The sequence below is a fragment of the Desulfosporosinus shakirovi genome (assembly GCF_020595055.1).
GTDB classification, from domain to species: domain Bacteria; phylum Bacillota; class Desulfitobacteriia; order Desulfitobacteriales; family Desulfitobacteriaceae; genus Desulfosporosinus; species Desulfosporosinus shakirovi.
Genome location: NZ_JAJDOO010000041.1, coordinates 1 through 24,724, shown reverse-complemented (window position 1 = coordinate 24,724; position 24,724 = coordinate 1). Strand labels below are relative to the sequence as shown.

Here is a 24,724-nt window from a genome sequence, read left to right as displayed (position 1 = left end):
ATTATACACTTTTCTCCTTTCTTATCTTGCCAAAAAACATGAAGAGAAACTGTTCATAAGCAGCTGTAAAGACAAGATAAAGATGAACTGCGATTACAGCGATAAATAGCCACATTAAAAGATAATGGAATCCTCGAACAGCCGCTAATCCTCCAAAGGAATCAGCTAAACTTGCCAATTGAACGGGCTTGTAGAGTATGAAGCCTGTCACCGCCTGAACTACAGACATAATAGGCAGAGCAATATAGGCCATTTTTTGAAGGGGGTTGTATTTCCCGGTTTTGGGATGTTTGCCCAAAAACAAATAATATTTAATTTGAGGCCAAGTTGTTTTTAGATCCTGAGAGTTGAAAAAGAAGGTGTCATAATCTTTATGCTTCCCAAAAAAGGAGTAATAGAAACGGACGATGCCATTAATGATTAACAGATACATAAAAACAAAATGCAAATTCCGAACTAGGCTCATAGGCATTCCTTGATAAGGGGAATGAATGAACCAACCTGTGATGCCTAAAATCAAAAAGTTAATCAAATTGATCCAGTGGCTAATGCGCTGAAACAATGGGTGGTCTAAGTCTAATTGGCTAGACATGTCCTTCACTCCTTTATTACCAGCCGATCCGGAATTTTTTTATCTGGTTAGTTTCAGGATGAATGAGGTGAATCGCACAGGCCAGACATGGATCATAGGAACGAACGACCCGTACAATGTTGACAGGATTTTCGAGATCAGGTACAGGAACACCTATTAGGGCTTCTTCAACCGGACCACGGACACCCTTGTCATCCCTTGGAGAGAAATTCCAAGTAGTCGGAACAACCATTTGATAGTTTTCAATTTTATGATCGGAGACTTTAATAAAGTGGCCAAGAGAGCCTCGGGGGACTTCAGTCATGCCAGCACCTTGACCAGTGGCAGGAGCTTCCCAATGATCAGTATCATGAATGCGGAAATCCTTAGATCCCATTTCTTTTTCTAGGGCATCTAACCAATTGAACATATCTTTTGCCATCATAACTGTTTCATAAGCTCGAGCAGCATGACGCGCTACAGCACCCGGCTTAATATTATACTTAGAGATGATGTCCATCAGACCTTTTGGTTGCATAACCAGCATTCGGGCGAGAGGTCCAACTTCGATCGGTTTACCATCGTAGCGGGGAGCTTTAACGAAGGTATAGGCATCTTTCTTATCGAGATCAGGAACAGTATCCTCAGTATAGGGTGTTTTACCATTTGGGCTGGCTTTATACCAGGAATATTGAACATCTTCAGTAATTTTCGCTTCATCGACCGGTTTGATATTGCTTAAATTACCATCCATGATGATTCCTGCCTTGAAGAACATATCTTTGCCGGCATCGTCACGGGCAAATCCACCGTAGGAAAGATAATGAGGACTCCCCCCGCCTACACCCGCTTGGGCTAAAGGCAGAAGTGGACCAGTACCGAAGGTTAATACATCTTGCAAATACGTTTTCTCGATAAAATCAAGCTGTTCATAAAGCATGGAACGGAATTGTTCAACGACTCCAATGCTTGGAAGCATAGTGACGCCACCAACAACAATCGAAGATTGATGGGGTTGTTTTCCGGCAAACAGTGCAGACATCTTCTTGGCTTTCGCTTGCATCTCTAAAGCTTTAAGATAGTGAGCAACGGCCATGGTCACTAACTCGGGATCGTTAACGCTGTAATCATCCGGTTTGTAACGAGGAGTGAGTGGGGCAGTATCTCCGGCAGTCACCAGCTTGACAATTTTGTCTTTTACAGCCAAAAGTCCAGGGTCTTTTCCTTGATATTGAGCGACAGCCATAACATCTAAGTAGTCTAGGGCACTTAGATGATAAAAATGCAGAGGGTGGTCATGCAGATACATGGCCCCAATGATTAGATTTCGGATAAGCCGACCACCGGCCGGAACGTTTGCTCCATAGGCTTTGTCAAGAGCTAAAGAGGACGCCCAGCCATGAGAACCAGCACAAACACCGCATACACGTTCTGTAACAAAAGTAGCATCTCTGGGATCACGGCCGCGGAGCATAGCTTCAATCCCACGGTACATGGTTCCTATGATATGTGCGTCAACAACTTTTCCATTCTCGACTTCTACTTCAACTCTTAAGTGTCCTTCAATGCGTGTTAAAGGATCGATAACTACTTTAGCCATTACATGTCCTCCTTATGATCCTTTTTGCTCAGTCTTCCGCTAGCCGCCGTAGCAATTAAATGGGCACCCAGACCTACTGCAGCAGCGCCTCCAATAACCACTCCCACGGTATCGGCATTAACTTGACCTATACCTGGAAGCTTAAAGATCTCTTGCTTGGAATATAAGGGACTAAATCCATCATAGAAGTCTTTCTCTGAACATCCGGAACAGGGAGATCCTGCATTAATACAGAAGTTGGCGTTGTCATTCCACCAAACTTGCGCACAGTCAGTATAAGTCTTTGGTCCTTTGCATCCCTTTAGTATTAGGCAATACTCTTTTTGAAGAGGATCGTTCCAATCTGTAAGGAAGTTTCCACTTTCGAAGTGACCGCGGCGTGGGCAGTTATCATGTAATAATGAGCCGTAGTAGGCTACCGGTCGATTTTGCCCATCCAGCTCTGGAGCCTTCTGGTAGGTCAAGTAGTATAGAATTGTGCCAATTAATGTATTGGGTTTGACCGGACAACAGGGAAGATTAATTACGGGTTTGTTAATTCCCTCGTTTCTCAGGAGTTCCGCCACTCCGACGGCACCGGTCGCACAAGCCCCTGGAATTCCCGCTCCTTCAGATGCACAGCTGCCGATAGCGATAATTACCTGAGCTCTTTCGGCGGATTCTTTAAGGATGTCCTTGAATGGCCTGCCTCCAATCATGCAGAAACGGTCTTCTTTGGCAGGACATGATCCCTCTACAACGAGAACAAAGTTTTCTTTAAGAGCTTCTTGGTATGCTTCTTCGGATGTATGACCGGATCCAGCCATAATGGTTTCATGATAACGAATTGAGAGCATGTCTAAAATGAGTTCAGCGGGTGAAGGATTTAGGGTGGAAATGGCTGATTCTGTGCATCCAGTACAATCCATGCCTTCCAACCAGATAACAGGTGGTTTCTTTAGTGCTTGTTCTAATGCATTAGCCGCTTGAGGTACGATAAGTTCGGGAAGTCCAAGCGCTGCAGTTGTTGCTGCAATCAATTTCATGAAATCACGCCGAGAAACCCCTTTGACTTTGAGTAAATCAAAATTACCCATACTTTACAGAACACCTCCTGAATTAAAATTGCTCCTTCAGTTACCTTAGGTCTTGGTGTGACAAAACGATATATGTAACTTATATTCGGGAAGAATTGTCAGTCTCCTCTTTAACTTATGAATATTTAGAAGATTGACAATATTAATTTATAATTTCGTAATCATAAATACTAATGACAAGAGTTTTTCTTTAAAGAAAATAGGCAAAGGAAAAGACTTTATGCACTGTTGTGACTTAATCATGGGCGGTTAAGTCTTAGATTGCGCATAGATAATAATACTTTTGACTATTGCGAAAGGTTTAGAATTAAATTACTTGAAGAAAATAGATGTTGGCGTGTACAATTAAGAGTGTTAATATTAAGAATTATTACAGTAAGGCTGAAAGCTGGTCATTTAACAATGAAAACACAAGCAAAAACTATCTATTTTAATGGTATTGTTCAAGGGGTAGGTTTTCGACCGTTTGTTTTTAAGCTTGCAGAAGAACTAGGTATTAACGGATGGGTAAACAACTCAAGCCATGGTTTAACAATCCATGCAGAAGGAAATAAATTAGACTTGTTCTATGATCGGTTGCTTAATGAAGCTCCTCCTTTGGCTCAAATCGTGACAGCACGATTTGTCGAGACTGAGCCTAAGAGCTATAAGACGTTCGAAATTGTTGAGAGTGAAGCTGAGCAAGATGCGGATGTTTTAATATCGCCGGATGTTGCAACATGCAGAGATTGTCTTAAGGACATGGCTGACCCTATGAGCAGGTACTGGGCATATCCGTTTACAAATTGCACGAATTGTGGTCCGCGCTATTCAATAATTCGTGACGTTCCTTATGACAGGGTGCAAACCTCTATGTCAGAATTTCCAATGTGCAACTCTTGTGCAGCAGATTATAGCAATCCAAGGGATCGACGATTTCATGCACAACCGATTGCCTGTGAAAATTGTGGGCCTAAGCTTCAACTTAGTGATGCTCTTGGTCGCCCGCTCACAGGGATAGGCGTAGATCAGCTATCCCAAGGCGGGATTATTGCGGTAAAAGGGTTAGGGGGCTTCCATCTTGTTTGTGATGCTCGAAACACCGAAGCCGTTCGTCGCTTGCGAGAACGAAAGGAAAGAGGATCAAAGCCTTTTGCGGTTATGGCGAGATCTGTGGCAAAGGCTTGTAACGAGGTTAATATCAGTGCTAAGGAAAAGGAATTGTTACAGTGTCCGGCGGCCCCTATTGTGGTCTTGGAACGAAAGTTAGGGCTTGCGGTGCCTTTACCAGAGAACATCGCACCGGGAATACAGACATTGGGAATCATAATGCCATATACCCCAGTACATCATCGCTTGTTTGAGGGACCCTTTGATTTTTTAGTCATGACGAGTGCCAACCTCAGTGGGCGTCCATTAATCTACACAAACGAAGAGGCCTTTGAAGCTTTACAGGGAATTGCGGATTATTTTCTTATGCATAATCGAGATATTTATCATCCCTGTGATGATTCAGTCGCTCAGGTTATTGGTCATGAAATCGTCTTTTTCCGCAGGGCCCGCGGTTATGTTCCTTTACCAATTTTGATGTCCCAGATTAAAATTAAGACCCCCCTTCTCGGTGTAGGGGGAGAACTTAAAAATACATTTTGTCTCGCCTTGGGGCAACGGGCTTTTGTGAGTCAATATATTGGAGATATGGAAGGGTATGAAAATCTTCAGCGCTTTCACAAGGAACTGGAATCTTTTCAACGAGTCGTTAATATAGCCCCAAGTGCGATTGCCTACGATAAACATCCAAACTATCAACTAACGAGATTTGCCTTGGAACAGCCTTGGCCAAAATATGCCGTGCAACATCATCATGCCCATTTAGTTAGTGTGTTGGGGGAATGGGACAGAACCGAACCAACCCTGGGAGTTATCTGTGATGGAACTGGTTACGGAGAAGATCATTGTATCTGGGGGTTTGAATTTCTGTATGGAAACTCCTCAGGGTATGAACGCAAGGGGCATTTGGAGTACTTAGGTCTTCCGGGGGGAGATGCAGGTGCAAAACAACCTTTGAGAATTGCTTATTCGTATCTTAAAACTCTTTTTGACAGTGCAGAATGGGAAAAGACTTCGTCCTTTTGGTCAGCCCTTTCAATCCATGAACGTCAGATCTTAGACCGTCAACTCGAAATCGGAATTCAAGTCTTCCAAACTTCGAGTGCAGGGAGATTGTTTGACGCGGTCAGTGCCTTACTGGGTGTATGTACTAAGGTAACCTATGAAGGACAAGCTGCAATTGAGCTGGAAAGTCTTGGGTCTGAGTTCTTAAGGCAAGAACATCTTCAAGACGCAGAATATCGGAGGATAAATGAACAATTACTCTATTCATATGAAGTAAGAGCTGAGAACGGAGTGCTTATCCTTGGAGTTAGACAGCTTTTCGAAGAATTGGTTCGAGATGTTCTTCTTGGCGTGAGTCGGGAAGAAATTGCCTATCAGTTTCACCAAACGATTGCTCAAGCGATTGTGGATATAGCCCTGCAACTGGGGGCAGGTTGCGGTCCTCTGGTTTTAAGTGGAGGGGTATTTCAAAATAAACTCTTAACTGAAGCAGTCCTTGGAAATTGTCAAGCACAAGGAATAAAGGTCTTGCGTTCCCGAAGCCTCCCTCCAGGGGATGGAGGCCTAGCCTTTGGACAACTATTAATTGCGAATGAGGTGTTATAATGTGCTTAGCCATTCCTGCTAAAATCGTTACGATCGACGGCACTATTGCCAAGGTAGATATGATGGGAAATGAACGTATAGTCAGTATCGACTTGGTCCCGGAGGTTGGAATTGGAGAATACGTGTTAGTTCATGCCGGGTTTGCCATCAGTATTATTGATGACGAAAGTGCCAAAGAAACGGAAGAACTGCTGCTGGAGGTGGCTGAGGCCTATGAAAAAGACCAGTAAGGAGTTAATGGCTAGGGCGAGCATCCTTCTCACCGAGATTAAGTCCTTAGCTCAAAGTCCATTTACTATAATGGAGGTTTGCGGAACTCATACTGTAGCAATCGCCAAAAATGCCCTTCGGGAATTATTACCATCTACTGTGCGGTTAGTTTCGGGACCCGGTTGTCCAGTCTGTGTTACTGCCGGTGGAGATATAGACCGGTATCTTTATTTAGCCGCTCAAAGAAATGTCCTCACAGCAACGTTTGGGGATATGATTCGGGTGCCGGGTACGGAAAAAAATTTACAGGAGTTAAGAGCTGAAGGCGCAGATATTCGAGTCGTTTATTCAACTCAAGATGCGTTGGAGTTAGCTCGACAAAATCCAGACAAAGAGGTTGTTTTTCTGGGGATCGGCTTTGAAACGACTGTTCCTACTGTAGCCGTGAGCTTAGAGATAGCTAAACGGGAAGGGATAAAGAATTACAGTGTGCTCTCTATGCACAAAGTGGTCCCTCCGGTATTAAAGCTACTGGCAGAGGACAAAGAACTGGTTGTCGATGCTTTTCTTGATCCTGGACATGTTTGCTCAATTATAGGTATAGAGCCCATAAGGTTTATGGCTCAAGATTATGGTAAACCCGGCGTTGTTACAGGATTTGAAGCCTTGGATATTCTTGAGGGGATAGTGATGCTCCTTCGCCAACGTGCAGAGGGACGCTCTGACATTGAAATTCAATATCATCGTGTAGCTAAGCCGGAGGGGAACCCTCAGGCCAAAATGTTTATTGAACGGGTCTTTGAGCCTGTTGATGCGTCTTGGCGAGGGATAGGAGTAATACGTCAAAGTGGCTTGGGTATACGGGAAGAATATAGACTTTGGGATGCAGTGGAGAAATTTTCCTTGCCTGTTTTTGACTCCGGGGAAACACCCGGTTGCCGTTGCGGTGATGTCTTAAGAGGGATAATTTATCCGACTGAATGCCCTTTGTTTGGAAAACATTGTACACCGATGAAGCCTGTTGGACCTTGTATGGTATCTACTGAAGGGTCTTGTGCGGCTTATCACCGATACGCTCAAAGGAGTGTGGATTAAATGGAACGCATTATGTTGGCTCATGGAAGCGGTGGGCGGCTAAGCCATGAATTAATACTAAACCTTTTTCAGAAACACTTAGGAAATCCTTACTTAAATCAGATGAACGATGCTGCTCTGGTGCCCGGCAGGGAGCGGATCGCCCTAACAACTGACTCGTTTGTAGTTTCCCCTTTGTTTTTCCGTGGGGGAGATATCGGCAAGCTTGCGATATGCGGTACGGTCAATGATTTAGCGGTGAGTGGAGCAATTCCCAAATTTATAACTCTGGCACTTATTTTAGAAGAGGGTTTACTTATGAAGGATTTAGAGCGGATTATTAAAAGTATTGCCGAGACTGCGGCTGAAGCCGATATAGTCATTGTCAGCGGGGATACGAAAGTTGTGGAACGCGGAAGTGCTGATAAAGTTTTTATAAACACCACCGGAATAGGGTATATTACAAATCGTTTAGTTGGTCCGGAGCAGATTCGGCCCGGTGACGAGATTCTTATAACAGGAACGATTGGGGATCATGGAATAGCAATTTTATCGGAGCGAGAAGGGCTTGAATTTCAAACTCCTGTGCTTAGTGACTGTGCTCCTTTAAATAAACTGATTGATACTTTTTATCTGCCAGGAGTCAAATGTATGAGAGATCCTACCCGTGGCGGCGTGGCGACAACTTTAAACGAATTAGCGCAACAAGCGGGAGTGAGTATGCTTTTAAAGGAAGAGCTCTTACCACTGTCTCCAAGCGTAGGAAGTGCCTGCGAGATGTTAGGATTGGATCCCCTTTATTTAGCGAATGAAGGAAAGGCTTTGGTCATTGTGGGGCCGGAAGATGCGGATGAAGTGCTCATGAAGATGCAGGCTCATCCATTGGGGCAAAATGCAACACGTATTGGACAGGTACAAGAAGGAAAGTCGGGGCTTGTGCTTTTGGAAACTTTCCTCGGGGGGAAACGTATAGTTGGCATGCTCGAAGGCGAACACCTTCCCCGGATATGTTGAGAAAGTATGAGGCGGTATTATGCGAATAGCAGTCATTGATGGACAGGGTGGCGGTATTGGCAAACACATTGTAGAACAGTTGCGCAAAAAGATCCCGGAGTTAAATATCCTCGCTCTCGGGACAAATGCGCTGGCGACCGGTGCCATGTTGCGCGCAGGGGCCACAGAGGGAGCTTCCGGTGAGTCTGCCATTTGCTACAATGTGGAGCGTGTAGACATAATTGTGGGATCGGTGGCAATTATGATGGTCTACGGTCTTTTAGGTGAGATTACAGCGTCAATGGCAACAGCAATTTCGGCCAGTAAAGCGGAAAAATTGCTGTTGCCAATTCAACGTGGAAATATTCAGCTTGTAGGGTTTCCGCGCATCCCGCTGCCCCATCAGATCGAAGCCTTAGTAGCAGTAGTAGAGGAACGATTAAAAGGTTGAATAGCAATTATTGAATTATACCGAAACTCCTAGATTACTTTCGGTGGAAATAGAGTGTTAGTTTGATTTGTAGGAGGGTTGAAAATATTTATTTTAAGAGAAGTTCGGCGGTTTTTGATTTTCTTTATAATTCTTGTATTATTATCAGTGTATTGGGTAGAAACTACTTTTTATAAAGCTTCGATTGTTGCAGTTGGTTTTTGGAGTGCAATGAGAATCAAGTTGCATTTAACAACGTTATAATTTCGAAGCATAAAGTACCACGGTACGGGCTTTATTGCAATGAACTCCTTGAATAGTAGGCACTAAGGTTGGAATACTTAATTTGCCCGGAGACTGGTTTTCTTGACAAGTGGAATATTCGTTGTTATTATTAATCCATACTAAATTGATATGAAATGGGGTATTTAATATGAGAGTCGTTGATAACATTACAGATTTGATAGGGAAGACCCCTTTAATTCGTCTGCAACGTTTGGTTAAGCCTGGAATGGCTAATATCTATGTTAAAGTTGAGTCTTTTAATCCAGGTGGAAGTGTCAAAGATCGTATTGCCTGGGGAATGATTGAAGATGCCGAGGAACGAGAACTGCTCCGTCCCGGGGGAACTATAATTGAGCCAACAAGTGGGAATACGGGGATTGGACTAGCTATGATTGCAGCCGCCCGAGGTTATCGATTAATTGTGGTGATGCCAGATTCCTTAAGTGTTGAACGACGGATGTTGATGTCTGCCTATGGTGCAGAATTTGTCTTGACTCCTGGAGCAGAAGGGATGAATGGGGCAATTAATGAGGCGAAGCGGTTACTCAAGGAAAATCCTCACTACTTCATGCCTCAACAATTTGAAAATCCTGCTAACCCTGAAGCTCATCGACGGAGTACAGCCTTAGAACTTCTTGACCAGTTGAAGGATATCGATGCGTTTGTCGCTGGAATCGGGACGGGGGGGACGATAACTGGGATCGGCGAGGTATTAAAAGCTCGTCTGCCGGAAATACAGATTATCGGAGCGGAACCAGCCTCGTCTCCGGTCATTTCCGGGGGGAGACCAGGACCGCATAAAATCCAAGGAATTGGTGCAGGGTTTATACCGGAAGTTTTAAATCAGACGATCTTGGATCAAGTTATACAGGTCAGCAATGAGGACGCCTTAGAGACAGCGCGCCACATGGCACGAGAAGAGGGAATCTTGGTAGGCATTTCTTCTGGAGCAGCAGTCAGTGCGGCTCTTCAAGCAGCTGTAACTTTGGGCGAGGGGAAAAACCTCGTTGTTCTGGCCCCAGATACTGGGGAACGTTACTTGAGCACTGAACTGTTCAGCAAGTGATAGGCAGAGTAATAGTCCCCTCGTTCATTTTGGAACGAGGGGATTTCCGATAATGTTTATCTCATCTGACGGCGCGAATGTATTCGTCTGTGGATATGCCCCTTCGGCATAAGTCTAATCTCAGCGCAATTGTATTTGTAACGGGCCGTGCGCTTTCGGCGATACTCTCCACCGGAGACTTACGTCACCTAAGTCTCGATGTTCAGCTTCAACTGAACGAGTTCACTCAATATACCTTTACAAGAGAAATTAGCTTGTGCTAAACTATTTAAGACTAGCATAAGGAGGATTTAACTACATGTCAGGACATTCAAAGTGGGCAAACATTAAACATAAAAAAGGCAAGGCAGATGCTCAAAAAGGTAAAATGTTCACTAAGCTGGGTCGGGAACTGGTGGTTGCCTCCCGTGCTTGCGGGGGAGACGTTAACGACTTTCGCCTGAAGATAGCCATCGAAAACGCTAAATCAGCAAATGTTCCTAATGAAAATATCCAACGGGCAATTCTTAAAGGGACTGGCGGAGCAGAAGGAACAGTGTATGAAGAGTTGCGCTATGAAGGATATGGTCCGGGTGGGGTCGCCATTATGGTTGATATATTAACGGATAACAGAAACCGGACAGCGGGGGAAGTTCGTTATATTTTCTCTAAAAATGGAGGCAACATGGGTGAGACTGGATGCGTTGGTTGGATGTTTGAGGAAAAGGGTCAATTGAGAATCCAACGCGAGGGTATCAAATTAAGTGATGATGATTTCATGATGTTGGCTTTAGAAGCCGGAGCTGAGGATATTGATATCGATGAGGATGGCTTTGTCGTATACACGACTCCTGAGACCATGGAGGAAGTTCATCAAGCTCTTTTAGATCAAAAGATTTTCGTTGAGGAATCAGTGCTTAGTCCAGTTCCCCAAAACACCCTTGAAATTGCGGATGTAGATCAGGCTCGTAAGATAGTGCGGTTGATGGATAAACTTGAAGATCATGACGATTCTCAAGGAGTTTATTCTAACTTTGAATTAGCCGAGGCTTTAGCTGGCGAAGATCTGTAGAGACAAGCCTGTCACAAGATCAAGTAAAAGGAATATGGTTAAGACGATTAAAGTAAGCCCTCCTGGCAAGACTATAGCTAAGAAGACAATAGTCAGGAGGGTTTTTCATTATGTCCAGGTGGAAAGTTGTTAGTTTAGTTCTTATTCTAGGATTGGGAACTGGTTGCATAGTACCTGCTACAACCTTGTGGTGGTCCAACAAAGGTCGCGCGGAGTCCCCATTGAACACTTTGAATTCGGAAGATGTGTTAGCAGGTGAAGCTACTGAAAAGGAAAGCTATCATTTTGGTTTGGAACAAGGGGTGCTTTCTGTGATCGAAGGAAAACCCGGAGTGAATGGCAAGGTTATAGTAACAGGATTAAGTATAGAGTCATGGCCAAAGGAAATCACAGATATGGCTCATAAGGTTGAGTGCTATTCTTTAGATGAAGTTCAGTCGTTCATTGATTCCGCAACTGAATCCCTTTGGCTTGAGTAAATACAGATTAGTAAAGAAAGGAAATCCTCCGTCTTCTGTCGAAATCTATTAGGATTGAAAGGAAGACGTGCATGATTATTTTAGGAATTGACCCAGGAACGGCAATTATGGGGTATGGATTAATAGAACAAAAAGGGAACACCTTAAGTGCGCGCGATTATGCATGCTGGCGTACGCCGGCTCATACGCCATTGGCAGAGCGTTTGCTGATGTTATATGAAAATATCGAGCCGTATCTGCGTATACACACTCCGGATCATATTGCAGTTGAAGAGTTATTTTTTAATCGAAATACTACGACCGCTTTAGCTGTAGGGCATGCGCGCGGGGTTGTTTTGTTGGCTGGTGCCCAACATGGTCTTCCGATTTATGAATATACTCCATTGCAGGTTAAACAGGCCGTAGTAGGGTATGGAAGAGCAGAAAAAAATCAGGTCCAACAGATGGTCAGAGGATTGCTGGGGCTAAATGAAATTCCGAAGCCAGACGATACTGCTGATGCTTTGGCAGTTGCGATCTGTCATGCCCATAGCTTTGCTCTGAACCAGAGAATGGGGGATTTAAGATGATTGGAATGTTGCGTGGCAAGGTGTGGGAAATCCAGTCCGATCGTCTAGTGCTCGATGTGCAGGGCACAGGGTACTTGCTCACAGTGCCTTATGGGCTCTTGGCAAAGGCTCATTCAGGGCAGGAACTTGTCGTATATACCCATGTCGTTATGCGCGAAGACGATTTATCTCTTTATGGGTTCTCCTCATTTGAAGAAAAGCAACTCTTTCTTCAAATGTTAAGTGTTTCAGGCATTGGGCCTAAGGCGGCTATATCTCTGCTTTCAACCTTTGGCGCGGTTCAGATTGAGAGTGCTATTGTTAGTGAAAATCTAAATTTATTGACTAAGGTCCCAGGCATCGGTAAAAAGACAGCACAACGGCTTATTCTCGAACTTAAAGAAAAATTTAAAGGACACAGTACGTTTCCAATTGGAGAGAGCTCGTTCTCTGAATCCTCTTCCCATACTCAATCCGAGACAGTGCAAACCTTGCTGGCCTTAGGTTTTGGTTTGGACGAAGCACGGCAGGCTGTTGGTCAGATCCTAAAAGACAGTGGGGAATTAACCACAGAAGAGCAGGTTAAGAAGGCATTGCGGTTACTTGCTCCAAGCTAGAAAGTTAAGCTCTAAAGATACATCGTTGAGGGTGCCAGTGGCTCTCGTAACACTTGTACGAAATGAACCGTAGGGAAATCAGACGAGGGTCTCGCCACATTATGTATTGGCGGAGGGTAAGGTACAGCTATGGTTGTCGAAAGATAGCCCTCCATGTTTAAAGAGTAAGAGCCAAAAGCATTGTGGCTCTTACTCTTTTTTCATTTTAGAGTTATATGATGATTTATGAATGAATGCAGTAAACTTTAAGGTGTGTTAGTATTTCTGGAGAGACTGACGGATTATATCTTCTTTGCAGGCAGGAGTTTTATCTTATAAGGAGAATAAGTTTAGGTTGAAGATGAAGGGTTTTATACGTGAAGATTGCAAAGAGGAGCCTAGTAAAGATAAGGAAATTTGCAAACAAACCCGCTCTGAATATATTTAATTTCGTTGGTGACGAGAGGGGGATAGAATATGACTGAGCGTCTGGTTGCGCCACAAGAACAACCTGCAGATCGTGAAGGAGAGGGGCTGCGTCCTCAACGCTTGAGTGACTACATAGGGCAGAGAAAGGTCAAAGAAAACCTGAGTGTTTTTATTCAAGCCGCCTCAACTCGCGGAGAAGCGCTGGATCATGTCTTATTATATGGACCGCCTGGCCTGGGAAAAACGACTCTCGCAAATATTATTGCTGCGGAAATGGGCGTGAGTGTTCGCACCACTTCCGGTCCAGCGATTGAACGTCCTGGGGACTTAGCGGCGATTCTGACTGCTTTAGAGCCTCGTGATGTTCTTTTCATAGATGAAATTCACCGCTTAAGCAGTGCAACAGAAGAGATCTTGTATTCCGCCATGGAGGATGGGTGTCTGGATATTGTGATTGGAAAAGGGCCCAGTGCTCGTTCAATCCGCTTGTCCCTTCCTCCGTTTACATTAGTAGGAGCAACGACCCGTGCAGGACAGTTAACGTCTCCTTTGCGGGATCGCTTTGGGGTTATCAGTCGTTTGGAATTCTATGAGGTTGAGGATCTAAAAGAAATTGTCCTGAGAGCAGCAAGTATTTTGCGCTTGAGTATTACCGACGAGGGTGCGGAAGAGATTGCTCGTCGTTCTCGCGGCACGCCAAGAGTTGGCAACCGCTTGTTAAAGAGAGTCCGGGATTTTGCTCTGGTTTGGGAAGGCGGTGCTGTCACTCAAACCATAGCCAGAGAAGCACTGAATCGCTTGGATGTTGACCCCGAGGGCTTAGACCAGATTGACCAGAAAGCACTAAAGACAATTATTTTGACCTTCGCCGGAGGTCCAGTCGGGCTGGATACCCTTGCCGCAACGATAGGAGAAGAATCGATCACCCTTGAAGATGTCGTTGAACCCTTTTTACTTCAAATGGGATTTTTACAACGTACCCCGCGTGGACGAATGGCTACAGCAAGAGCTTATCAGCATTTAGGCTATTCGTTGCCCCAGAGTCGGATGGACAGCGTACTTTTCCCGGAGTAAAGGGACAAGGGACGTTCCTACCCCAGCGACCAGAAATTAAGGGGACAATTGCTTAGTGAACACATTAGGTGGAGTTCACGATATAGCGAGTAATTGCCAGAAATTGAAGAGTATTATTCGAAGCATATATGCAAAGCAAAAAGGGCACTCTGAAAGCATAAGCAAACTTAACTTCCACCATGACGTGACTATCTTATTAATGTGGAAAAGGGTGTGAAGACATGCTTCAGATTATGTATCGGTTACCCTTTTTGTGGATAGTATCATTAATACTGGTGCTGGCTCAGCCAACACTGTGTCAAGCAAAAATGGTTTCAGTAGAGCTTGTATGGAATTTCGGCCAAGCAGGGTGGGTTCAAATAGATATTGAAAAAGGCGACTATCAACTTAGCCTGGATACAGTAACCCGTAAGTTTCCGGCAGGCTCGACTCTTCAGGTCGGTTGGGGCGGGTGGACTCCCGTCTTGCGGATTAACCATGAAGAGTTTCAAATTTTTAGTGGATCAGTCTTGGAAATCAAGGGTATTAATTCGGGGAGTCTTCGTGTTAAGACTCCTGAAGGTAAAGAAGCTGCTTATCGTGGCGGATTACAACTTAATTGGCATGATGGTCATTGGCGGTTAATTAATCAGGTCGACAGCGAAGACTACCTAAAAGGAGTTGTGCCCATTGAGATGAGTAACGAATGGGCTAAAGGAGGCTCTGAGGCACTTAAGGCTCAGGCTGTAGCAGCTCGGACTTATCTAGTCAAACAAACTGACAATGGCAGTAAAATGATTACAGATTCTCCAGATATACATCAGGCCTATGCGGGGATGAGCGTGGAGGGAGAGGCCTCAAAAGCAATCGAGGCTACGCGAGGGGAAATAATTGTAGATGCTCAAACTGAGCAACCTATAGATGCCCTCTATTCTTCTCATAGCGGTGGATATGCAGAGGACGCTAAAAATGTATGGGGAAATACAGATATTCATAATGTGTCGCATCCTGATCCTTATTCGCAAGGAGTTGGGGGTGCGGTAAATTATTGGCGCTTTATTGTCTCCGCTCGGCTTCTGGGTTCAAAGTTTGGATTAGGACCCGTACGTGATGTTAAACTAGACAAGTTCCCCTCCGGCAGGGTGAAAAGTGTAAAGCTGGAGGATGAATTTGGACAGACTGCGACCGTTAAAGGCAGAGCATTTGTTCAAGCGTTCTATCCTTTTGGGCAACCAATTCGAAAGGAAGCTTTTTTGGGAAGCTTATTTGAGGCTCAGGCAGTTGTCAAAAGCGATCCACTCGGGAAATCAGATTCTGCCGGGCTTTTCGGTTCTTTTGGATATTCCGGATTTTTAAAATTATCAAGACCAAATCAGCAGGAACAAGGGCCTTTGTTGTCTAAAGTTCTAAGTTCATCCTTAGGGACAAGTGCTGATCCCCAGCCCTTCGGAGTCTTTATTTTTGAGGGACGGGGCTGGGGTCACGGAGTAGGGATGTCTCAATGGGGTGCTTATCATATGGCCCAATTAGGGTATAAATATCAAGAAATAATAGCGCATTACTATAACCATGTTTCAATTTCCAAGGGATAATGATTTTAGGATAATAAGCATGTCTTATTGAAGGAGAAGAATAGATTGAATGTCTCTGATTTTGATTTTGAATTGCCGGAGGACTTAATTGCCCAACATCCTGTAGAGCCTCGGGATACCTCCCGTTTAATGGTCGTTAATCGTCAAAGTGGAAAGATAGCTCACCACACGTTTAGAGATCTAAGTTCACTTCTGAAAAAAGGCGATGTCCTTGTGTTAAATAACACTCGCGTTATTCCTGCGCGTTTGATCGGAGAAAAAGAGGGAACTGAGGTCAAAATTGAAATTCTTTTGCTCAAGAGACTAAAACTTGATGTATGGGAAGCGTTAGTTAAACCAGGCAAACGACTTAAGGTTGGGCAAAAAGTTAGCTTCGGGCATGGAATACTAGTTGGAGAACTGCGGGAAATATTAGCAAATGGAAACAGGAAGATCCATTTTAGTTATTCGGGGATGTTTGAAACCATCTTAGATCAGCTTGGGGAAATGCCTCTTCCGCCCTACATAACGGCTCAATTGGAAGACCAAGAACGCTATCAAACAGTGTACGCTAAAGAACGGGGATCTGTCGCTGCGCCTACGGCAGGTTTGCACTTTACGCCAGAACTTTTAGATGAACTCCAGAAGACGGGTATAGAAATCGTGGAGATTCTTCTTCATGTGGGTTTAGGAACCTTCCGCCCAGTTAAAGTTGAAGATATTCGTGATCATGCTATGCACTCTGAATATTATCGTGTCGACGCAGAAGCAGCGGAGCGAATTAATCGGGCAAAACTAGAAGGACGCCGTGTTATTGCTGTAGGGACAACTGCAGCGCGAACTTTAGAATCTGTGGGTTATGAAGGGAAGGTTGTACCAGGCGAAGGATGGACGGATATCTTTATCTATCCAGGCTATTCATTTCAGGTGGTAGATGTCCTCTTAACCAATTTTCACTTTCCCAAGTCTACCTTGGTCATGCTTGTCAGTGCGTTGGCAGGACGAGAACTTATTTTAAAAGCCTATGAGACCGCCGTTCAGGAGAGATACAGGTTCTATAGTTTTGGAGATTCCATGCTTATTCTATGAACTTGAAAGTTGCCTTTTAAAGTCAGCGACATTCTGATTTGCGCTTGGTGTATGGATTAGTGGGACAGCGATTTTGATCATTGTAAAAAGAAGGAAGTGAAGGGTTTGACCGCCGTATATTTGGAAATACTTAAGGAAGATTCCCGGACGAGAGCACGTTTAGGGAAACTGCATACGCCGCACGGGATCATGGATACGCCAGTATTCATGCCAGTTGGAACACAAGGAACAGTAAAAACCATCACCCCGGAGGAGATCAAAGAAATCGGGGCAGGGATGATCTTAAGTAATACATATCATCTATTCTTGCGTCCGGGCCATGAACTGATTCGGGAAGCAGGGGGGCTTCATCGTTTTATGAACTGGGACGGGGCCATTCTCACCGATAGCGGCGGTTTTCAAGTCTTTAGCTTGGGAGATCTGCGTACTATCAGGGAAGAAGGTGTAGAATTCAGATCACATATCGACGGATCACGCCAATTCCTAAGCCCGGAAATTTCCATGCAGGTTCAGATGGCTCTTGGTTCTGATGTGGTAATGGCTTTCGATGAGTGTGCACCCTATCCCTGTACTCATGAATATGCCAAGGATTCTTTAGAGAGGACTACGCGTTGGCTTAAACGGTGTAAGGAGACGTTGACAACGACGGAAACCCAATCATTATTTGGAATTGTTCAAGGAGGTATGTTTGAAGATCTGCGGCGTCAAAGTGCTGCTGAGATCACGGAATTAGATTTGCCGGGGTATGCGGTTGGGGGCTTAAGTGTCGGAGAACCAAAAGAGATGATGTATGAAGTCTTGGATTATACGGTTCCCTTACTTCCAAGAAAAAAACCGCGTTATCTTATGGGGGTGGGTTCTCCAGATGCTCTAATAGAAGGGGTTATGCGAGGGATTGATATGTTTGATTGTGTGCTCCCTACCCGGATTGCCCGAAATGGAACAGCTTTGACCCGTTACGGTAAAGTGATTGTTCGCAATGCCGGCTCGGCACGGGATCTTGGTCCGATTGATCCATCCTGTGACTGCTATACTTGTCGCAATTATTCTCGAGCTTATATAAGGCATCTGCTCAAGGCTGAAGAAATTTTAGGTCTTAGACTAATGACTATTCATAATTTGCGATACCTTCAGATTTTAATGCGGGAAATTCGGGAAGCGATTAAGGAAGATCGGTTGCCAGAGTACCGTGAGAAATGTTTTGCTGATTACGGGTACTAATGACAGAGGTTGGAGGGACAGAAGCCAGAGATCGGATTACTAAAAAAGCAAGTCATTGACGCTGGACAAGTTCGGTCAGACTTCAGACTAAGTCATCCTAAAGGATGAACATAAAATTTTATGTAATCAGGAAGGATTTTCACTAGGATATGGTGAATAGTTCAGGAGACAAATAAAGGGGGAATTACAAAGTGACTCAATCAACGATGACATTAGTCCTGTATTTTGTAGTCTTTTTTGGGATTATGTATTTTTTGATGATCAGGCCACAGCAGAAACAGGCTAAGAAACGGCAGGCTTTAATGAGTAGCCTTCGTACAAGGGACCAAGTAATCACAACAGGCGGGATTTATGGTAAAATCACAAAGGTCAAAGAGGATTCCGTTATTTTAGAAATTGCAGACAAAGTCGAAATTGAAATGGCCAAAAGCGGAATTGTCAGTGTAGAAAACCGTGAAATTGAGCTCGATAAAAAATAATAGGCATCATAGCGATGAATTATTGCCCTTAGCTCTCTTAAAGATTATTTATGACCACAGTGCTCAAAAAGATAAATACAGAATAAAAGCAAGTGGCACAGACCACTTGCTTTTAAACTTATTTTATACAAAATGACAAATGAGGTGAATACTGCCCTTGTATAGAGATCCTATTAATAATGACCAAACGTATGAAGAGTATGTGCGAGCAGATTTGAACTGTTGGGTAAGGAAATTGTTGCAAAGGCCGGGATTAGTGGAACGAACCTCAAAAGTCATTCAAACGAAAATTAATGATAAGATTATTCCCGAAAAAATGCATACTGTAATTACTGCCACCGTTAAAGGTTTAGTTAAATCCGTCGTCTTTGGACTGGAGTATATCCCTAACAGTCCCATAATTTATGGAGTGTATCTGCAAGAGCGTGATCAAGAGGGTCAGAAGCTTTTAACAAAATACAGAAAGATTGCCGCCGCCGAAGGGGCAGGGACCGGTGCGGGTGGTTTTACCCTTGCCATTGCCGATTTTCCGGCTCTAATCGTCATCAAGATGAAATTTCTTTTTGAATTGGCACATATTTATGGGTTTTCTACCGAAGATTATCGAGAGCGACTTTTTTTGTTGTATGTTTTTCAATTAGCCTTTTCTAGTCAAGAGAAACGACCCGAACTGTACAAGGTCATTCTAAATTGGGACAAGTCCAGAGAAAGCTGGCCAGTCGAGAAAGAAAGTTTGCAGCAAGTCAATTGGGAACAGTTTCAGCGGGAGTATCGAGATGCCATTGATTTCCGTAAAACACTTCAGCTTATACCGGGGTTGGGGGCAATAATCGGCGCATGGGCAAATTACGGTTTAGTGGATGATCTGGGAAGAGTCGGCATGAATTGTTATCGATTGCGAATTTTAGGGGGAGTTAAAAGTTGACAAAGGTCACTCTGCAAGAGGTCAAAGCAGATTCTTATGTACAAGCTCTGATTGATGCCGGAAACCGTCATCTTGCGGCAATTGGTTTTACAGAACATGGGCTTAGGCATGCAGGCTTGGTTTCTCATATTGCTTCAAATATTCTGGAAAAAATGGAGCATTCCGAAAGGGCGTGCGAATTGGCAGCGATTGCCGGTTACTTGCATGACATAGGGAATGCTGTAAACCGTGTCGCCCATGCACATTCAGGGGCAATTCTCGCGGCCGGTATATTAGAACGGCATGATATGGAACCAGAGGAAATTGCGATCATCATTGGTGCAATCGGGAATCATGATGAGCAGGACGGGAACCCTGTCAACGTTATTTCGGCAGCTTTGATTCTAGCCGATAAATCGGATGTACACCGTTCCCGAGTGCGAAACCCTGATCTGGCGAAGTTTGATATTCACGACCGAGTTAATTATGCGGTTAAAAAATCGTTCCTTCGCGTCTATCCGAAAGAACGAATCGCGTTAGAACTCACGATTGATACTGAGATTTGCCCGGTAATGGAGTACTTTGAAATTTTTCTGGCGCGGATGCTTTTGTCCCGCAAAGCGGCCGAATTTTTGCTTACTAAATTTGAATTGAAAATTAATGATGTTAAATTACTGTAAATAGGCTATTTTCCGTTTGCCCAGATTGACATTGCAAACTTGAAAGTTTTATAATGGAGTTTGGTATGGGCAAGTCCCATTTCAAATTAAAAGGGAGGAAAGCAGATGAGACGGGGAAACATCATCAAGCTGGTAGCATTAGTGCTTTTAGTGGTAGCAGCTGTTGCACTATCGATTAAACCTCTAATGGATCCTGAAAAGGGCATCCTGTTGGGACTTGACCTACGTGGTGGAGTGCATTTAGTGTTGCAAGCCGAGCCAAATGAAGATGGCACTCCAATTACCAACGATGACATAGACAAAGCGAAAGCAATCATCGAGAAGAGGGTCAATGATCTGGGGGTATCTGAACCTATAGTTCAATCGGATTATGATAAAAAGCGAATCGTGATCGATTTGGCCGGGGTTACCGATCCGGACAAAGCAGTCGATATCTTGAAAACGACAGCTAAGTTAACCTTTAGGGATCCGCAAGGAAATATCGTATTAGAGGGGGATGACCTCAAGGACGCTAAGGGCGGACAAGGTCAGGCTAGTGGATACGTTGTTAATTTATCCTTTTCATCTGAAGGAGCAAAAAAGTTTGGTGAATTAACGACCCAGTTAATTGGTCAAAAACTAGGTGTTTATCTTGATGAAGATCTCTTAACAAATCCAACCGTTAATACACCAATTCTAAATGGTCAAGCGGAGATTACAGGGTACGCGACCCTAGAAGAGGCAGCAAATGATGCGGTGCTCATGCGTTCAGGTTCATTACCGGTAAGCATGTCGATTGCAGAAAAACGTCAGGTAGGAGCGTCTTTAGGGGTAGACTCCTTGAATAAAAGTATCTATGCCGGAGCGTATGGTGTGATCTTTATCTTCTTATTTATGTTAATCTTCTATCGTGTACCAGGGGCTGTCGCGAATTTTTCGTTGTTTGTCTATGCCCTCATAGTTCTTTGGATTTTCTGGATGTTTAGAGTCGTGTTGACACTTCCGGGTATCGCAGGGTTTATTCTCTCTGTCGGGATGGCGGTGGACTTTAACATCATTATTTATGAACGGGTAAAAGAAGAAATAAGAGCTGGTAAATCCCTGCGGGCTGGTGTAGAATCGGGCTTTAGCCGAGCATTTATCACAGTTATAGATGCCCATGTAACAACCCTTATCGCCGCTATAACTCTTTTCTACTTTGGGACTGGTGCCATCCAAGGGTTTGCGTTGACCTTAGGCATAGGGATTATTGTTACCCTGTTTACCGGTATTACCTTTACTCGGCAAGTGCTGCGGTGGGTAGTGGGAGCTAACCAAAAAATGAACACAACGTGGTTTGGCGTAAGGAGGGATGCATAATGAAAACTGGACATCCAGCGACTTACGATGAAGTGAAGAAAATCCACCCGCTTTTCTTTAATATTATGAAGAGGCGGTATTGGTGGTTTGCCCTTTCGTTATTAGTTTTGATCCCCGGCATGATTTCTCTTTTCATGCAGGGACTTAATTTAGGAATTGACTTCAAGGGCGGTTCAATGCTCGATATAACCTTCAACAAGCCGGTGACCCAAGCTGCGATTACAGATACGATGAAATCGGTGGGACTTGAAGGACCTGTGCAATTGGCTAATGGAGATACTTCGGCCTTAATACGCACGGAAGCGCTCGAAGAGGAAAAACGCAATGAATTATTAGCAGCCTTGGAAACCAATGTTGCAGAATATGATAAAAATTCTCTTGGAGACGATAAAGTGGGCCCAGCGATGGGGCAAGAGCTGACCAGAAATGCTTTATGGGCATTACTTATTGCTATGGGTTTGATGATTGTCTATATTACAATTAGGTTTCAGTTTGTTTTCGCAATCTCTGCAATTATCGCCTTGCTACACGATGTTTTAATAGTCGTCGGTGCTTTTTCACTGCTCCAATGGGAAATCGATTCAACATTTGTGGCGGCGATCTTGACCGTTTTTGGATATTCGATCAACGATACCGTGATCATCTTTGACCGAATCCGTGAGAACGAAGCAAAGATGAAGCGAGCAGACAGTTATGAAGATATGGCAGATAAATCCGTGTGGCAGACCATGCGCCGATCCATCAACACGTCCCTTACAGTGCTGATCGCTCTGCTCTCTATATTTGTCTTCGGTGGTCAATCAACAAAATTATTCTCCTTAGCGATGTTGATTGGGGTATTTATTGGAGCTTATTCCTCGATTTTTATAGCTAGCCCAATTCTACTAGAAATTAAGCAACGTATGAGGAAATCACGTAAAGGCGGTAAAGCAGTCCGCACTTAAATACAAAGTACAATTTAATTAAGAAAGAGATCTCGAGATGTAATTATTCTCGAGATCTCTTTTCAATTCTAAAGGTTTAAGAGTTTTAGCGTAAAGTTTTACAAAGATTTATATTAAAATTTTTTTAATGAAAAAACAGTGAGTACAAATAATATGGTAAAATAGTTTGAATAAATAAATAAATAAATAAATGAATGAATTAATTAATTATTTTATTTATTTTATTTATTTGTAGTAATTTTTTATACGAGGAGTTTATCAATGTGGAAAAAGTTATTGGAAAGATATTCTTAATTGTCTTTTTACAAATGCTTGTCCTTGGAATCAGTGGTTGTGGCGGGGAGAAGCACTCAAGCTCTATTTCACAGACCCAATTGGATTCAAGCAGAAATCCAAGCACTATATCGAGCAAATCATTAAATACGACAAAATCATCAAGCTATCAGAAAGCACAAGCAGTACCTGTCTTATATTATCATTCAGTCATGCTAGAGGAGGGAAATGAAGTGAGAATGCCTCCTGACCAGTTTGCGGCGCAAATGGCCTACTTGCAGGAAAAAGGGTACGAGAGTGTTACATTGGATCAGTTATACCAGGCATTATATAAGGGCGGGGTTCTTCCCCAAAAACCAATTGTGATTACATTTGATGACGGTTACGAAGATAATTATGCGACTGCCTTTCCTATCGTAAAAAAATATGGATTTACTGCTGCAGTCTTCATGGTATCCAGCTATATTGGCGGAGAGGGATTTATGTCATGGTCCCAGCTTAGAGAATTATCAGCCAATGGATGGGAAATTGAAGGGCATACAGTTAATCACCCGTATTTGTCTCAAGTGGATAAGACGACAGTGTTAAACGAGTTAATGAATTCTAAGGAAACACTCGAAGAGGGTCTCGGAAAGTCTGTGGGATTTTTTGCCTATCCTTACGGAGATTTCAACGCTGATGTGGCACAAGCGGTAAAACAAACAGGATACCTAATGGCTTTTACTACAGATCGAGGTTGGGCTGACCTTAATCTCGATGAATGGCACTTACAACGTGTTTACTGCTTCGCTAATATGGGACTGAACGAATTTGCCCGACGACTTCAAGAACCAAACTATTAAGTGAAGATTAAGGACTCTCATATAAAGGCTCTCCAGAGATGGGAGAGTCTTTATATATCCACAGCTATTAAATGTAAAATATTAACATTATAGGTTCTTTTTACATATCTTACTGTGAGCCCAAGAAAAACAACAAAAAATCGGAATAAGGAGGTCGCTGTTATGGCATATGGTATTGGTGCAGTTGAAGGTGTCGAAGGTGTTGGATGTGGACCTAATTTCCTACCGGGAATTGCTGTAGTTGTAGTAATCATTCTTTTGTTAATCGCTATGGGTATCGTTTTTTAAATAAGGGTTCCTAAAAATTCCAGAAATTAATATATAAGGGGGAAATATTATGTACGGATATGGATATGGAGCAGGAGCAGGGTATGCAGCAGCTTGTTGCCCTCCGGTTGCACCAGTAGGCAATGCAGTCGGAGCAGGTATCATCGCTATCGCAATTCTGATCTTAATTGCCTTAGGTGTTATATTCTAAAAATTAGTCTAAGTAGATTTTAAAGGGAGGTCATTAGTATGTTCGGAGCTGGTGGATCAGGAGTTGGCGCAGGAATCGCCGCAGTTGTAATAATCATCCTTTTGCTTATCGCAATGGGAATCGTATTCTAAACAAATTTGTTGGATTAAATTTTAAAGATATAAGGAGGAGACGATATGTACGGATATGGTTATGGAGCAGGGCGTGGAGGTTTTGCAGGAGCTTGTTGCCCACCTGTTGCCCCGGTAGGCAATGCAGTCGGAGCAGGCATTATCGCTATCGCAATTTTGATTTTAATTGCCTTGGGCGTAATATTCTAGGCAATCAAATCTAACTAATTTATAAAGGGAGGTCATCAGTATGTTTGGAGCAGGTGGAGCTGGAGTAGGCGCAGGAATTGCCATCGTGGTTGTTATCATTCTTTTGCTCATCGCTATGGGTATCGTATTCTAATAAAAAGATTTTGAAATATTCAATCGTTCACATTTGGAGGTGAGTTCATGTACGGATATGGTGCAGCTGGTGCTGGTGCTGGTGCTGGTGTTGGTACTGGTGCCGGAATTATAGCTATTGCCGTTTTGATTCTGATCGCTTTGGGAGTTATTTTCTAAGCTTTCTCAGAAAGGTGATGTTGGGGACCTCTGTTATAAGGGGTCCCTCTAGTTTTGGGTTTTACGGTCTAAACCACTGGGGCCGTAACGAAACTTGAGATTTTTTTAAACTGGTGGTGCGTTATCCCAAAAT

At 43.6% G+C, this 24,724-nt stretch carries 26 protein-coding genes; 23 read left to right on the top strand and 3 right to left on the bottom strand.

Going from position 1 to position 24,724, the window contains the following annotated elements; all coding sequences use genetic code 11:
* Position 1 precedes the first annotated feature (1 nt).
* The 3 genes from cybH to LJE72_RS22410 are packed head-to-tail and all read right to left on the bottom strand — an operon-like array spanning position 2 to position 3,247.
* On the bottom strand, positions 2-592 hold the full coding sequence (gene cybH / locus LJE72_RS22420) for a Ni/Fe-hydrogenase, b-type cytochrome subunit (protein WP_229250200.1): 591 nt from the start codon (positions 590-592) through the stop codon (positions 2-4).
* A gap of 16 nt (positions 593-608) precedes the next feature.
* Positions 609-2,171, bottom strand: coding sequence for a nickel-dependent hydrogenase large subunit (locus LJE72_RS22415; RefSeq protein WP_229250199.1), 1,563 nt, complete (start codon positions 2,169-2,171; stop codon positions 609-611).
* A complete protein-coding gene (locus LJE72_RS22410; protein ID WP_229250198.1) occupies positions 2,171-3,247 on the bottom strand; it encodes a hydrogenase small subunit in 1,077 nt (358 codons plus the stop codon). Before LJE72_RS22410 ends, LJE72_RS22415 begins: the two co-directional genes overlap by 1 nt.
* Positions 3,248-3,649: 402 nt before the next feature.
* On the opposite strand from LJE72_RS22410, the gene hypF reads away from it, so the two are divergent.
* From hypF to LJE72_RS22300, 23 genes are all read left to right on the top strand, one after another.
* Positions 3,650-5,947 carry a carbamoyltransferase HypF gene (hypF, locus tag LJE72_RS22405; protein ID WP_229250197.1) on the top strand — a complete coding sequence of 766 codons (2,298 nt, stop codon included), beginning with the start codon at positions 3,650-3,652 and terminating at the stop codon, positions 5,945-5,947.
* Positions 5,947-6,177, top strand: coding sequence for a HypC/HybG/HupF family hydrogenase formation chaperone (locus tag LJE72_RS22400; protein ID WP_229250196.1), 231 nt, complete (start codon positions 5,947-5,949; stop codon positions 6,175-6,177). The genes hypF and LJE72_RS22400 overlap by 1 nt, the downstream gene beginning before the upstream one ends.
* A complete protein-coding gene (gene hypD / locus LJE72_RS22395; protein ID WP_229250195.1) occupies positions 6,161-7,252 on the top strand; it encodes a hydrogenase formation protein HypD in 1,092 nt (363 codons plus the stop codon). Before LJE72_RS22400 ends, hypD begins: the two co-directional genes overlap by 17 nt.
* Positions 7,253-8,245, top strand: coding sequence for a hydrogenase expression/formation protein HypE (gene hypE / locus LJE72_RS22390; RefSeq protein WP_229250194.1), 993 nt, complete (start codon positions 7,253-7,255; stop codon positions 8,243-8,245).
* A 19-nt stretch (positions 8,246-8,264) separates the two neighbouring features.
* Positions 8,265-8,675 carry a DUF3842 family protein gene (locus LJE72_RS22385; protein ID WP_229250193.1) on the top strand — a complete coding sequence of 137 codons (411 nt, stop codon included), beginning with the start codon at positions 8,265-8,267 and terminating at the stop codon, positions 8,673-8,675.
* 412 nt (positions 8,676-9,087) lie between these two features.
* The gene (gene cysK / locus LJE72_RS22380; protein WP_229250192.1) at positions 9,088-10,005 is read left to right on the top strand and encodes a cysteine synthase A; all 918 of its coding nucleotides are present in this window, start codon (positions 9,088-9,090) and stop codon (positions 10,003-10,005) included.
* A 298-nt stretch (positions 10,006-10,303) separates the two neighbouring features.
* Entirely contained in the window at positions 10,304-11,056 is a 753-nt protein-coding gene (locus LJE72_RS22375; protein WP_229250191.1) for a YebC/PmpR family DNA-binding transcriptional regulator, read from the top strand.
* 110 nt (positions 11,057-11,166) lie between these two features.
* A complete protein-coding gene (locus LJE72_RS22370; protein WP_229250190.1) occupies positions 11,167-11,535 on the top strand; it encodes a hypothetical protein in 369 nt (122 codons plus the stop codon).
* Positions 11,536-11,606: 71 nt separating this feature from the next.
* Entirely contained in the window at positions 11,607-12,104 is a 498-nt protein-coding gene (gene ruvC, locus LJE72_RS22365) for a crossover junction endodeoxyribonuclease RuvC (RefSeq protein ID WP_229250189.1), read from the top strand.
* Positions 12,101-12,700 carry a Holliday junction branch migration protein RuvA gene (ruvA, locus tag LJE72_RS22360; protein ID WP_229250188.1) on the top strand — a complete coding sequence of 200 codons (600 nt, stop codon included), beginning with the start codon at positions 12,101-12,103 and terminating at the stop codon, positions 12,698-12,700. Before ruvC ends, ruvA begins: the two co-directional genes overlap by 4 nt.
* A gap of 456 nt (positions 12,701-13,156) precedes the next feature.
* Entirely contained in the window at positions 13,157-14,182 is a 1,026-nt protein-coding gene (gene ruvB / locus LJE72_RS22355; RefSeq protein WP_229250187.1) for a Holliday junction branch migration DNA helicase RuvB, read from the top strand.
* A 221-nt stretch (positions 14,183-14,403) separates the two neighbouring features.
* On the top strand, positions 14,404-15,753 hold the full coding sequence (locus LJE72_RS22350; protein ID WP_229250186.1) for a SpoIID/LytB domain-containing protein: 1,350 nt from the start codon (positions 14,404-14,406) through the stop codon (positions 15,751-15,753).
* A 45-nt stretch (positions 15,754-15,798) separates the two neighbouring features.
* Positions 15,799-16,821: a tRNA preQ1(34) S-adenosylmethionine ribosyltransferase-isomerase QueA gene (queA, locus tag LJE72_RS22345; RefSeq protein WP_229250185.1), complete on the top strand. Its 1,023-nt coding sequence runs from the start codon at positions 15,799-15,801 to the stop codon at positions 16,819-16,821.
* A gap of 105 nt (positions 16,822-16,926) precedes the next feature.
* Positions 16,927-18,042 carry a tRNA guanosine(34) transglycosylase Tgt gene (gene tgt / locus LJE72_RS22340; protein WP_229250184.1) on the top strand — a complete coding sequence of 372 codons (1,116 nt, stop codon included), beginning with the start codon at positions 16,927-16,929 and terminating at the stop codon, positions 18,040-18,042.
* A 191-nt stretch (positions 18,043-18,233) separates the two neighbouring features.
* Positions 18,234-18,521, top strand: coding sequence for a preprotein translocase subunit YajC (gene yajC, locus LJE72_RS22335; RefSeq protein ID WP_084110293.1), 288 nt, complete (start codon positions 18,234-18,236; stop codon positions 18,519-18,521).
* A 151-nt stretch (positions 18,522-18,672) separates the two neighbouring features.
* The gene (locus LJE72_RS22330) at positions 18,673-19,446 is read left to right on the top strand and encodes an EcsC family protein (RefSeq protein WP_229250211.1); all 774 of its coding nucleotides are present in this window, start codon (positions 18,673-18,675) and stop codon (positions 19,444-19,446) included.
* Complete coding sequence (locus tag LJE72_RS22325; protein ID WP_229250183.1) at positions 19,443-20,105, top strand: HD domain-containing protein; 663 nt, start codon at positions 19,443-19,445, stop codon at positions 20,103-20,105. The genes LJE72_RS22330 and LJE72_RS22325 overlap by 4 nt, the downstream gene beginning before the upstream one ends.
* A 105-nt stretch (positions 20,106-20,210) precedes the next feature.
* The gene (gene secD / locus LJE72_RS22320; protein WP_229250182.1) at positions 20,211-21,443 is read left to right on the top strand and encodes a protein translocase subunit SecD; all 1,233 of its coding nucleotides are present in this window, start codon (positions 20,211-20,213) and stop codon (positions 21,441-21,443) included.
* Positions 21,443-22,387 carry a protein translocase subunit SecF gene (gene secF, locus LJE72_RS22315; protein ID WP_229250181.1) on the top strand — a complete coding sequence of 315 codons (945 nt, stop codon included), beginning with the start codon at positions 21,443-21,445 and terminating at the stop codon, positions 22,385-22,387. The genes secD and secF overlap by 1 nt, the downstream gene beginning before the upstream one ends.
* Positions 22,388-22,650: 263 nt before the next feature.
* Positions 22,651-23,502: a polysaccharide deacetylase family protein gene (locus LJE72_RS22310; protein WP_229250180.1), complete on the top strand. Its 852-nt coding sequence runs from the start codon at positions 22,651-22,653 to the stop codon at positions 23,500-23,502.
* Between the two features lie 162 nt (positions 23,503-23,664).
* Positions 23,665-23,790 (top strand): hypothetical protein, encoded by a 126-nt coding sequence (locus LJE72_RS26395; RefSeq protein ID WP_034597215.1) that lies wholly within the window; start codon positions 23,665-23,667, stop codon positions 23,788-23,790.
* Positions 23,791-23,839: 49 nt separating this feature from the next.
* On the top strand, positions 23,840-23,980 hold the full coding sequence (locus LJE72_RS22305) for a hypothetical protein (protein ID WP_229250179.1): 141 nt from the start codon (positions 23,840-23,842) through the stop codon (positions 23,978-23,980).
* 176 nt (positions 23,981-24,156) lie between these two features.
* Positions 24,157-24,300: a hypothetical protein gene (locus LJE72_RS22300; RefSeq protein WP_229250178.1), complete on the top strand. Its 144-nt coding sequence runs from the start codon at positions 24,157-24,159 to the stop codon at positions 24,298-24,300.
* The last annotated feature ends 424 nt before the right edge of the window (positions 24,301-24,724 follow it).

Bases quoted from the DNA above. Each gene is read 5' to 3' on its own strand.
- LJE72_RS22300 (WP_229250178.1), top strand. From the start codon at position 24,157: ATGTACGGATATGGTTATGGAGCAGGGCGTGGAGGTTTTGCAGGAGCT.
- cysK (WP_229250192.1), top strand. From the start codon at position 9,088: ATGAGAGTCGTTGATAACATTACAGATTTGATAGGGAAGACCCCTTTA.
- LJE72_RS22350 (WP_229250186.1), top strand. From the start codon at position 14,404: ATGCTTCAGATTATGTATCGGTTACCCTTTTTGTGGATAGTATCATTA.
- secF (WP_229250181.1), top strand. From the start codon at position 21,443: ATGAAAACTGGACATCCAGCGACTTACGATGAAGTGAAGAAAATCCAC.
- LJE72_RS22370 (WP_229250190.1), top strand. From the start codon at position 11,167: ATGTCCAGGTGGAAAGTTGTTAGTTTAGTTCTTATTCTAGGATTGGGA.
- secD (WP_229250182.1), top strand. From the start codon at position 20,211: ATGAGACGGGGAAACATCATCAAGCTGGTAGCATTAGTGCTTTTAGTG.
- LJE72_RS22410 (WP_229250198.1), bottom strand. From the start codon at position 3,247: ATGGGTAATTTTGATTTACTCAAAGTCAAAGGGGTTTCTCGGCGTGAT.
- LJE72_RS22385 (WP_229250193.1), top strand. From the start codon at position 8,265: ATGCGAATAGCAGTCATTGATGGACAGGGTGGCGGTATTGGCAAACAC.
- hypD (WP_229250195.1), top strand. From the start codon at position 6,161: ATGAAAAAGACCAGTAAGGAGTTAATGGCTAGGGCGAGCATCCTTCTC.
- ruvB (WP_229250187.1), top strand. From the start codon at position 13,157: ATGACTGAGCGTCTGGTTGCGCCACAAGAACAACCTGCAGATCGTGAA.
- LJE72_RS22305 (WP_229250179.1), top strand. From the start codon at position 23,840: ATGTACGGATATGGATATGGAGCAGGAGCAGGGTATGCAGCAGCTTGT.
- hypF (WP_229250197.1), top strand. From the start codon at position 3,650: ATGAAAACACAAGCAAAAACTATCTATTTTAATGGTATTGTTCAAGGG.
- ruvC (WP_229250189.1), top strand. From the start codon at position 11,607: ATGATTATTTTAGGAATTGACCCAGGAACGGCAATTATGGGGTATGGA.
- cybH (WP_229250200.1), bottom strand. From the start codon at position 592: ATGTCTAGCCAATTAGACTTAGACCACCCATTGTTTCAGCGCATTAGC.
- LJE72_RS22400 (WP_229250196.1), top strand. From the start codon at position 5,947: ATGTGCTTAGCCATTCCTGCTAAAATCGTTACGATCGACGGCACTATT.
- LJE72_RS26395 (WP_034597215.1), top strand. From the start codon at position 23,665: ATGGCATATGGTATTGGTGCAGTTGAAGGTGTCGAAGGTGTTGGATGT.
- ruvA (WP_229250188.1), top strand. From the start codon at position 12,101: ATGATTGGAATGTTGCGTGGCAAGGTGTGGGAAATCCAGTCCGATCGT.
- LJE72_RS22375 (WP_229250191.1), top strand. From the start codon at position 10,304: ATGTCAGGACATTCAAAGTGGGCAAACATTAAACATAAAAAAGGCAAG.
- hypE (WP_229250194.1), top strand. From the start codon at position 7,253: ATGGAACGCATTATGTTGGCTCATGGAAGCGGTGGGCGGCTAAGCCAT.
- LJE72_RS22415 (WP_229250199.1), bottom strand. From the start codon at position 2,171: ATGGCTAAAGTAGTTATCGATCCTTTAACACGCATTGAAGGACACTTA.